The sequence below is a fragment of the Chitinophaga varians genome (genome assembly GCF_012641275.1).
GTDB lineage: Bacteria > Bacteroidota > Bacteroidia > Chitinophagales > Chitinophagaceae > Chitinophaga > Chitinophaga varians_A.
The window spans coordinates 1,089,698-1,100,581 of record NZ_JABAIA010000003.1; the positions used below are offsets into that span (position 1 = coordinate 1,089,698).

Annotated in this window: 4 protein-coding genes; all 4 read left to right on the top strand. The window is 50.9% G+C overall.

The genetic code is table 11. The annotated features are described in order from the left end of the window. Positions 1-16: 16 nt before the first annotated feature. The 4 genes from HGH92_RS27245 to HGH92_RS27260 all read left to right on the top strand — a co-directional run bounded on the left by HGH92_RS27245 (position 17) and on the right by HGH92_RS27260 (position 10,870). On the top strand, positions 17-3,112 hold the full coding sequence (locus HGH92_RS27245; protein ID WP_168873974.1) for a cyclic peptide export ABC transporter: 3,096 nt from the start codon (positions 17-19) through the stop codon (positions 3,110-3,112). A 1-nt stretch (position 3,113) separates the two neighbouring features. Continuing rightward, the gene (locus HGH92_RS27250) at positions 3,114-3,491 is read left to right on the top strand and encodes a hypothetical protein (protein WP_168873975.1); all 378 of its coding nucleotides are present in this window, start codon (positions 3,114-3,116) and stop codon (positions 3,489-3,491) included. A 66-nt stretch (positions 3,492-3,557) separates the two neighbouring features. Then, positions 3,558-4,313 carry a thioesterase II family protein gene (locus HGH92_RS27255; protein WP_168873976.1) on the top strand — a complete coding sequence of 252 codons (756 nt, stop codon included), beginning with the start codon at positions 3,558-3,560 and terminating at the stop codon, positions 4,311-4,313. 206 nt (positions 4,314-4,519) lie between these two features. Continuing rightward, the gene (locus tag HGH92_RS27260) at positions 4,520-10,870 is read left to right on the top strand and encodes a non-ribosomal peptide synthetase (protein WP_168873977.1); all 6,351 of its coding nucleotides are present in this window, start codon (positions 4,520-4,522) and stop codon (positions 10,868-10,870) included. Positions 10,871-10,884: the final 14 nt, after the last annotated feature.

Below are 10,884 nucleotides of genomic sequence, written 5' to 3' on the forward strand. Positions count from 1 at the left end.
CTTAAAAACCAGTTAAATGACGCAACACGTCCTCAGACTACTGTTCATCATCTGCATTACAGGCGCTCTAAGTGCCGCTTGCGCGGCGTCGGAAGTGCCCGGCCAACAGATCGATGAACAGGTAACACGGCAGATGAAGCAGGGGAAAATACCCGGGCTCAGCCTCGTTATGATAAAAAAAGGCCGGCTAACTATCCGCAGCTACGGATATGCAAACGCAGAACTGCGGACACCGGTTACTCCCTATACACTGTTTGAAATAGGATCGTGCAGCAAGGCATTTGTTGCATTGGCGATACTTGACCTGGCAAACCGGGAAAAAATAGATCTCGACAGCAGTGTGTCTGCTTACCTTCCCTGGTTTTACGCCAGGTACAGGGATAGCATTGTGACGGTTACCTTACGCCAGCTGTTGCATCAGACGAGCGGTATTCCCTGGGAGACAATCGGGCTGATACCGGAAAGCGCCGACAGCAATGCGCTTGATCAGACCATCAAACGGTTAACAGGCGTCCGTTTACGGCGCCTCCCCGGAAAGGGCTACGAATATGCCACAATCAATTACGACGTCCTTGCACTGGTCATTGAAAAGGTAACAGGAAAGCCGTTTGATGATTACCTGCAGCAACACATTTTTCAGAAGCTGGGAATGGTCCATACGGCTGTGGGAGTGCCATCAGACAGCTCGGCAATGGCAAGCGGCCACAAAATCAGCTTCTTCAGGCCGCGTGTATATGCGGCGCCTGTCTATAAAGGAAACTACGCCGCCGGATATATTATTTCGAATGCCGTGGACATGGCCAGGTGGCTGCGCTTCCAGATGGCTGCAGACAGCTCGCTGCTTTCACGGTTGGCCCGAGCAACGCAGCAGCGCGACGAAAAAGTGCCCCTGCACAATATGGCGTCTTATGCCATGGGATGGGAAGTGTCGCTGAATGGCAACGGAGAAATCTACCACGGCGGACAAAATCCCAATTTCACATCTTATGTGGCATTCCGGCCGGAAGACAGTACCGGTGTTGTCGTACTCGCAAATTCCAACAGCAGTTCTACTGCCGCCATCGGGGAAACGGTCATGAAGTTGTTGTCAGGAGAACCCCTGCCAAAAACAAACGTGCCTGATGACGGAAATGATAAGGTCTTCTCCCTGCTGTCCGCTGTAATCGGTATATACGTATTGGGAGCGCTGGTCTTTTTATGCATCGCCATCGGCGGCATTGCAGGAGGAAAAAGAAAATATGCAGGTATTTCATACCGGCAGGTATGGAGGGCAATGGCTGCACTTTTTTTAACTGCTCCTTTTTTGTTCGGTATCTATCTTTTACCTGAGGCGCTGGGCGGCTTTTCGTGGAAAACAGTTGGGGTATGGACTCCCATGAGCTTCACCGCATTGATCGTTCTTATACTTGCGGCCATCGCGGTCAGCGGTCTGGTATATGTTGTCAGACTCGTCTTCCCGGAAAATAATATATTCAGGAGAACAGTCCCCTCCCTGATCCTGATAAGCATATTGTCTGGCCTTGCCAATATGCTAATTATCATATTAGTGACTTCAGCCCTGGAAACAGCGTTGCCGCTCCGATACCTTGTTTTTTATTATGTGCTGGCTTTAGGTATGTATCTGCTCGGCAGAAGGTTTGTACAGGTCAGCCTTATCAGGTTAACCAGAAAGCTGGTATATGATTTACAGATAAAACTGATTGACAGGATATTTGCTTCCACGTTTCAAAAGTTTGAAAGAATTGACAGGGGCAGGATCTATACGGCTCTGAACGACGATGTGACTACCATCGGCGAGTCGACGAGTATGCTGGTCACGCTGATCACCAGCATTTTTACCGCCGCCGGCGCTTTTCTGTACCTCGCATCCATCGCTTTCTGGGCAACGGTGCTTACCGTATTGCTGGTGGCAGCTATCTCCATACTTTATTTCCTGGTGAGTAAAACTACCAACAGGTATTTTGAAGCGGCACGCGATATGCGCAATGTGTTTATTCACCTGATCAACGGAATGGTAGATGGATTCAAGGAGATCAGCATCCGCCGGAAGAAGAAACTGGCCTATAAGGCCGACATCTCCGGAACTACAGGGGACTACAGGGACAGGCTGATAAAAGCCGATGTCCGTTTCGTACATGCTTTTCTGGTAGGCGAGTCGCTGCTGGTAGCCTTACTGGGATTGGTAGCTTTCGCCTTCCCCAGGATTTTCCCTGATATACAGCGTTATGTGATTATGAATTTCATCATTCTGTTGCTCTACCTGATTGGCCCGGTCAATGCCATATTAGGGTCAGTACCAGCGATTTTACACCTGAGGATAGCCTGGAACAGGGTCCGCAGGTTTACCGCAGAGTTGCCTGCCGGTCAGGGGGAGGAACTGCTGCCGGAACCCCACGAACCGGTCGTGAACAGCATTGGGCTGGAAGGCGTTTGCTTCGGGTATAAGGATGAACAGGAGCAGTTGTTGTTTTCGGTAGGGCCGATTAACCTGGAAGCCCGGAAAGGGGAGGTGCTGTTTATCATTGGCGGCAATGGCAGTGGCAAGACCACACTGGCTAAACTGCTTTCAGGATTATACGAGCCTGACGAAGGACGGTTACTGGTAAATGGCAAACCGGTAAATAGCCGCCAGCTAAGCGAGTATTTTTCCGTTGTATTCAGTCCTGCCCATCTGTTCAGAAAGCTATATGATATCGACCTGAAAGGCAGGCAGGAAGAGGTAGATAACTATCTGAAAATACTAAAGCTGGAAGGAAAAGTAACCATCAATGAAGATATATACAGCACCATTGAATTGTCAGGCGGACAGAGAAAGAGGCTGGCCCTTTTACAGTGTTACCTGGAAGACTCGCCGGTATATCTTTTTGACGAATGGGCGGCAGACCAGGACCCGGAGTACCGGAATTTCTTTTACCGCACGTTACTTCCGGAGATGAAAAGACAAGGCAGGATCATTATTGCCATCACGCACGACGACCATTACTTTGATGTTGCCGACAGGGTATTCAAAATGACGCAGGGCCGTCTTGAATTATACAGAAATGAATACCCGCTGCATGAAGTATTGTCTGAAAATATAACGATCCCTTTATTTAACAGGAAAAACAAGTAAGATGATCAACACCGACCAGGATACTGTCAGCCTTGAGATCTGGCACAAGCGCTTTAATCTCGACGGAAAAGACAACCTCGCTCAGCTGCCATCGTTAAAGGCCATATATGCCGTTTTTGGCATTGTAGACAAAGACCCGGTGAACTGTAGGTTCGTGGGGGAGGCCGAACACCTTGGTAATGCACTGAGATACCTGTTTGAAAATGCTGACGACAACGGTTTGAAAACTTTTTTGCAGGGACCCTGGATCAAAGTGCTCAAATACCGGCCTATGCCGGATTCTACCAGGGAGGAGCGCGAGCAGGCCGTCATGGAATGGAAGGCGAAATATGTACCGGGGGTCGACGAAAACGGGGAATATCCCGGTTACGGCCACTGATGCCCGCATACGTCCCGCAACACGGACCGTCAAATAGTTAACATGTAATGTAAATCTTTCTTTTTTATGGATAAGGTAAAATTGTTTTGTTTTCCTTACGCGGGCGGTTCAGCCGCGGTATTTAACAAATGGCACCGGCAGCTGCTTCCGTTTGTTGAACTGGTACCGGTGGAACTTGCAGGAAGAGGAAAGCGTATGCAGGAACCTTTATACCGAAGTGTGGACGAAATGGTGGATGATGTGTACCGGATCATAAAAGATGATGTGCGAAAAGGGCACTATGCTTTGTATGGACATAGCATGGGCAGCATGATCGCCTTTGAACTGGCGCAGAGGATTGTACACGACAACCTGCCGGTACCTCTGCATATATTTTTTTCCGGAAGAGGTGCTCCCGGCGTGAAAGGCAAACCCGAAAAGAACTACGCTTTGATGACGGACGATGAGTTTCGCGCGGAAGTGATGCAGCTGGGTGGCACTCCCCGTGAATTTTTTGAGTATCCCGAGCTACTTGAGATATTTCTGCCTCTGTTGAAAAATGATTTCCGCCTTGCCGACGAAGAAAGATACAACCGGGAGACAAAGCCGCTTCCTTGTGATATTTCTGTCTTCCTGGGTAAAGACGATGAACTGACCCCGGAACAATGCGACGGCTGGAAAAAACATAACCATACGCTCTGCAGCGTGGTCTACTTTGAAGGCGGACATTTCTTTATCCACGATGATACTGATCAGATACTGGATTGCATCAATAATGTCATACAAAGGGCCTGTGCGCGCCGGGAAGACCGGCAGAACGCCGGACTGGCATCGTTCTCTTGAAATGCTATCCTGTTGTAAAGCAGTGGCCATCTTAATCTCGTCCTCTGACACTGCTGCGCGGCTTATGTCTGAGCCGTGTTCTCCCGGAAATTAAAAGAACCATTTTAGAATGCGCGGGCGCACGTCCGGTGGCCCGCTGTTGATTCCTTTTAGCTACCATGAAACCTGAAACATTGACCTCGCTTTTAGACCTGAGAAAATCAGGTTTGAAAGGGATAACCTTTATCGAACCTACCGGGAAAGATGAATTTCTTTCTTATGGCGACCTGTATGATGCTGCCCTGAAAGTACTGGGATTATTGCAACGCAGGGGAATAAGCCCCGGCGACGAATTAGTGTTGCCGCTCCAGGAAAACAGGGTATTTCTGATCGTATTCTGGGCCTGTATGCTGGGTGGCATTATTCCGGTACCACTGTCACCGGGTGCAAAAGATGATCACCGGCATAAGTTATTTAACGTATGGGAGATACTGAATAATCCCTACATGATGGTCTCACAGCCTGATCTACAGAAGCTGCGTGTCTATGCGCGGGAACAGGGAATGGAAAACAGCTGGTTGGCCATGTGCGACAATGCAATTGATACGGCTGATTTAAATGGCTGCCAGGGTGTGGGAGTGGTAAAAGAAGTATCGCCATCGGATATTGCCTTCATCCAGTTTTCGTCCGGGTCCACCGGTAGCCCGAAAGGAGTTGTGCTGACGCACGGCAATCTGATCTGCAATATCGATGCTATCGCACAGGCGTCGGCATACACCGAAGATGACGCCACTTTCAGCTGGATGCCCTTAACACATGACATGGGACTGATCGGGTTTCATCTGAGCCCTATGTTCAGCGGGATGGACCAATATATCATGCCTACCCAGAGCTTTGTCCGCCGCCCCGCAGGATGGCTGGAGAAAGCGAATGAATACAAAGCCACCGTGCTCTGCTCACCGAACTTTGGATACCGTTATTTCCTGAAGCATGTACACGATCAGCATACCGGGAAGTGGGATCTTTCCGGGGTGCGGATCATCTACAACGGCGCTGAGCCGGTGTCTGAAAGGCTTTGCGCTGAGTTCCTTGATAAATGCGCCGCTTACGGCGTCCGGCGCAGCGCCATGTGCCCGGTTTACGGGCTTGCGGAAGCCAGCCTTGCCGTTACTATTTCCGGAATGGCCGACCAGGTGGTATCGTTGTGTGTGGACAGACGACAACTCAATGACGGCGATCAGGTGGCACTCATTGCCCCCGGAGATAGTGCTGTTACGCTGGTTAATGTGGGAAAACCGGTAAAGAACTGTTCCCTCAGAATCACAGACAGGCAGGATATGCCGGTGCCGGCAGGGACAGTGGGGCATATACATATAAAGGGAGACAACGTAACCTGCGGTTATTATAACAACCAGGAGGCTACAGCGTGTGCCATTACCGCCGATGGATGGCTGCGCACCGGTGATCTGGGTTTTATGCTGGATGGTTGCCTGTATATTACGGGTAGAGAAAAAGACATCATCTTTGTCAACGGACAGAATTTTTATCCTGCAGATATCGAGCAGATAGCGGAAGATGTGGAAGGGATCGAACTGAACAAAATAGCGGTTGCCGGCCATTTTAACAGCAGCACGCAGCGCGAGGAATGTATTGCATTTGTTTTTCACCGGGGGGATATCAGCGATTTTATTTCGATAGCACAAGCGTTAAAGACGCTGGTGGGGGCGAAGGCGGGAATTGAACTGGACAGGGTCGTACCGGTAAAGGATATTCCCCGTACCACCAGTGGCAAGCTGCAGCGGTTCCGGTTGTTGGAACTATACCGGGAAGGCGCCTTCGCTGACGTCATGGAAACGCTGGAACAAGCGGCATCGCCCGGGGAGGTGAACCGTTTTTCTGTTGACGGATATGAAAGGAAACTACTGGACATATGCGAAAAAATATTCGGTGAAAAATGGAATGATGTACACCGCAATTTTTTTGAAGCCGGCCTCAGCTCATTGAAAGTGGCGGAATTAAGCCTTCTCGCCGCAAAAGCATTTAACACTGCGCTGCCTGCTGACTTCATTTACACGAAGCAAACCGTCAGAGAGCTGGCAGCAGCGATCCGGCAAAACGGGGAAAACGGATACCAGCCCATACCTGCCGGCATTGAAAGACCATATTGCCCGTTGTCTTCATCGCAGCGGCGAATGTACTATTTCTGGCAGCTGAACAAAAGCACTGTTACCTATAATTTACCGGCGGCCTTCCGGATACGGGGAAGCGTGCAACATGAGAAGCTGGAGCAGGGCATAAAAGATTTGATAGCCCGGCATGATATGTTGCGGGCCGTTTTCAGTATGGACCCCGTTCCTTCATTCATTGTAAAGAAGACCACACATTTTACGCTGGAGAAGATCGTGTGTGCGCCAGACCAGGTCAGTGAAGCGCTGAGGGAACTGGTACAACCATTTGACCTTGGGCAAGGGCCGCTGTTTAGAGCCAAGCTCCTTCATACTGATGCGGAGGAATGTTACCTTTTCCTGGATTTTCATCATATCATAGCGGATGGCGTATCTATCTCCCTTTTTGTAAAAACGTTAATGGAATACTATAACGGCGAAGGGGGTACGCCGTCGTCCCTGCGATACAGCGATTTTGTGCAATGGGAAGAAGACAACCGGCTGTCAGGAAAGTTGCGGGAACATGCCGGGTACTGGCAGCAACAGTTGCAGGGTGATTTGCCGGTGTTGTCCCTGCCTGCCGATTTTCAGCGTCCCCCGGTGCTGAGCACCGAAGGAGGGAAAATCGCATTTGAGGCTGGTAAAGAGCTGACGGAACAGCTAAGGGCACTGGCGCGCAGAATGGATTGTTCCCTGCATGTACTGCTGTTCAGCGTATATACCGTATTCCTGTCAAAAATAACAGGGCAGGATGAGCTGGTGATCGGAATACCGGTATCCGGCAGGCGGCATCCCGATCTGCTGGAGATACAGGGTATGTTTGTCAACAACCTGGCTGTCAGGTGCCATGTATCGGGGGAAGACACTTTTGTGCGGTTCCTGGAAAAACAGCAGCAGCATGTGGCCGAAGCGCTGCATCATCAGGATTATCCCTTCGATGATCTGGTCCGCCAGATCGCGCCGGACCCGGACAGCAGCCGTAATCCGGTATTTGATACCATGTTCCTGTATCAGAATATGGAACTGCCGGTCTTCAGTAACAACGATTTCACGTTGACACCGTGGTTCTTCGACAACGGTACCTCAAAGTATGACATCTCGATGGAAGTCTTTGAGGACGGCCCCGCCCTGCGGTGTTTTATAGAATACTCAGCAAAACTTTTCCGGAAGGAGACGATGGCGGCCTTTGCGGATGGCTTCCTGCAACTTGCACGCAGGGCCGTCAGTAACGGCACAGACAGTATTGCTGACTGGTCCATGCTCAGCGAGACGGAATTTGAACGGTACGTCCGTAAATACAATGCCACCGGCAGGGAATATGCAGCTGGTAGCGGTATTCACCGGTTGTTTGAAGAGCAGGTCTGGCGAACGCCTTCAAATATTGCGGTGGAGCATGGAAATACGACCTACTCATTTCATGAATTGAACGAACAGGCGGACCGCGTGGCTGGCTGGCTGAAAGAACAGGGGGTAGGCCAGGATGCACCGGTGGCGATTTTATTGCCGGCCACACCGGAGCTGCTGGTCAGCATATTAGCCGTGCTGAAAGCCGGTGGATATTACCTGCCTTTGGAGCCTGGCTGGCCGGCAGAAAGGGTGCGTTATGTGCTGGAAAGCAGCCGTTGCCGTTTGCTCATCTGCGATGAGAGCAACAAAGACAGGAATGTGTATCCGGGGGTAGCTAATCTGTACATAAAAGAGGTGCCGCCGGCTGCGTCCAAGAAGGTGTTATCAGTTAGTGATCCTGATCATCTTTCTTATGTATTATATACCTCCGGCACCACCGGCAGGCCCAAGGGCGTTATGATCACCCATCGCTCGCTGATCAATTATACCTGCTGGGCGGCTGAAAGCTATATCCGCGGTGCACAGGTAACGATGCCGCTTTATACGTCCGTTTCGTTTGACCTGACGCTGACATCGATATTTACACCATTGATCACGGGCAACAGGATTGTGATTTACGGCGAGGATGGCGATAACCTGTCGCTGGTGAATATGTTGACAGACAATAAGTGCGATGTGATCAAAGCCACGCCATCCCATCTTAGGATAATGGCGGCCGGCAAATGGCTGGAGAAACCCGGAAGCCGGGTTAGGCGGATCATCGTAGGAGGCGAGCAACTGGATACCGGCCTGGCCAGGGAGATATATGAGCAGGCAGGCGGCAACATTGAAATCTATAACGAATATGGCCCTACGGAAGCTACGGTTGGATGTATGATCCACCTGTTTAACCCCGAAGAGCTAACGCCGCAGGTGCCAATCGGCGTACCTGCTGCCAACAGCCGTATTTACCTGCTGGATAAATACCGGAAACCAGTAGCCTGCGGCGTACATGGAGAAATATATATCGCCGGCGGCGGACTGGCCAAAGGGTACCAGGCAGACGAAGCGCTGACGCGGGAGAAATTTGTAGCGGATCCTTTCCACGCAGGAGAACGGATGTACAAGACAGGAGATATTGGCCGGAGGTTGCCGGATGGTACCGTGGTTTTCCTCGGAAGGTCGGATGAGCAGGTGAAGCTGAACGGTCATCGTATAGAACTGAGGGAGATCGAACAATGTCTTAAACAGCATCCTGATGTGGACGATACGATTGTTACGGTGACTGCCGGCCTGGCCGGCGTAAAACTGCTTTGCGCGTATATCAGGTGGAAGGCCGGCAGCGTGGGCAGGGAAACGGCCCTGCGTTTTTACCTGGCCGAAAGGCTTCCGTATTACATGCTCCCGTCCTGTATAATAGAAATAGGAGAAATACCACTGACGGCAAACGGAAAAGCTGACCTGAAGGCGTTGCCTCAGCCGGAAAACATGGCCGCTCCCGAACAGTCCTTACCCACCGACGCAGCGGCTGCAGCATTGATAGAGGCATGGGAGGAGGTGCTCGAAACGCCCGTTCGCTCCGTCAGGGACAACTTTTATGCATCAGGTGGCGATTCCATCAAAGCGGTGCAGATAGCTTCCCGCCTTTTGGGCAGGAATATGTTGCTAAAGGCCAGGGACATACTAACCTACCATACCATAGAGCAGATATGCCCCCACATCGGAAGGACGGGTGCGGAAAACAAATATGAGCAGGGTATAATCAGCGGCGAGCGGGAGATGACTCCTGCTGAGGGCTGGTTTTTTGAACAGGCTTTTGAGAACCCTCACTACTTTAACCAATCAGTACTGTTGCGGCTCAAGAGGCCCGTTAATCATAAACTGCTGGAACAGGCTTTCTCGCATGTGGTACAGCACCATGATGGACTGCGCATGAACTATGACCCAGAACGGAAGACCTTATTCTATAATCCTGCGCATTTAGATACCCGGTCCATAGTTGAAAAGTACAGTATCGGAGATGTCGGGGGAGACGGTCTCACCACCATATACCGGAAGGTAAAAGGCGCGTTCGATATCACTGGTAGTTTGCTGCTGAAGGGGGCGCTGTTCTCCTTTGAAGCAGGCGAATCCTTGTTGCTGATAACGGCGCATCACCTGGTGACAGACGGGGTGTCATGGAGAATTATACTCGAAGATTTGTACCACGGCTACACCGCGCTGGAAAACGGCCGGGAGGTGGTACTGCCGGAAAAGACAGCACCATTGGCAGGGTGGCGGGAGAAGCTCATCCGCCTGTTTCCGGAAAGGGCCCTTTCGCCGGTAATAGAAAACAGCGGTTTTACCCTGCCACTGGATGTTCATACGCACGACTGGAGGATGATAAACCGCAGGGAGATCGTTGGTGGCCTCGATGCAGCGCAGACAGGCGTGTTGCTGAAGGATGCCTATCGCTTTTATGAAAGCGATATGCTGGTACTGCTGAGTGCCGCCCTGCTTCAGACTTTACACGAGTGGACAGGGAAAACTGTTGTGGTAGTGGAATACGAAAGCCATGGCAGGCATCCCGAAATGCCGGATACTTCCCGTACGGTGGGATGGCTCACCGAAATGTATCCCCAGGTGCTGGAATTGCCGGCAACCGGTATAGACGGCTTGTTGAAGGCTGTTAAAGACCAGGTGCAAAGCGGCATGTGTTGGGGAACGCGATACAATGCCCATGCTAAAAGTGAAATACCGCAGACTGCGGTCCGTTTCAATTACCTTGGCCAGTTTTCAAAGGAGCTGGAGAATGATTTGTTTTCCTTCTGCGGACTTACAACCGACAGCGATTCAGATCCCGGTAACAGCATGACGGCCCGGGTAGAGCTGCTGGCGATGATTTTAAACGGTAAGCTGATCATGCAGCTTCATTACAACCACCAGGCACATTTCCGGTCCACCATGCAGGCGCTGATGGAACGGATGCAGGAGCACGTCCGCTCAATTGCTGCGCATATCAGTCACAAAAAAGACCTGACGGCAACAATGCCGGCGTTTGACACGGCGGGACTGGACGATCAGGAAATAAACGATTTACTCCGTTAGTTATATTAAACCGC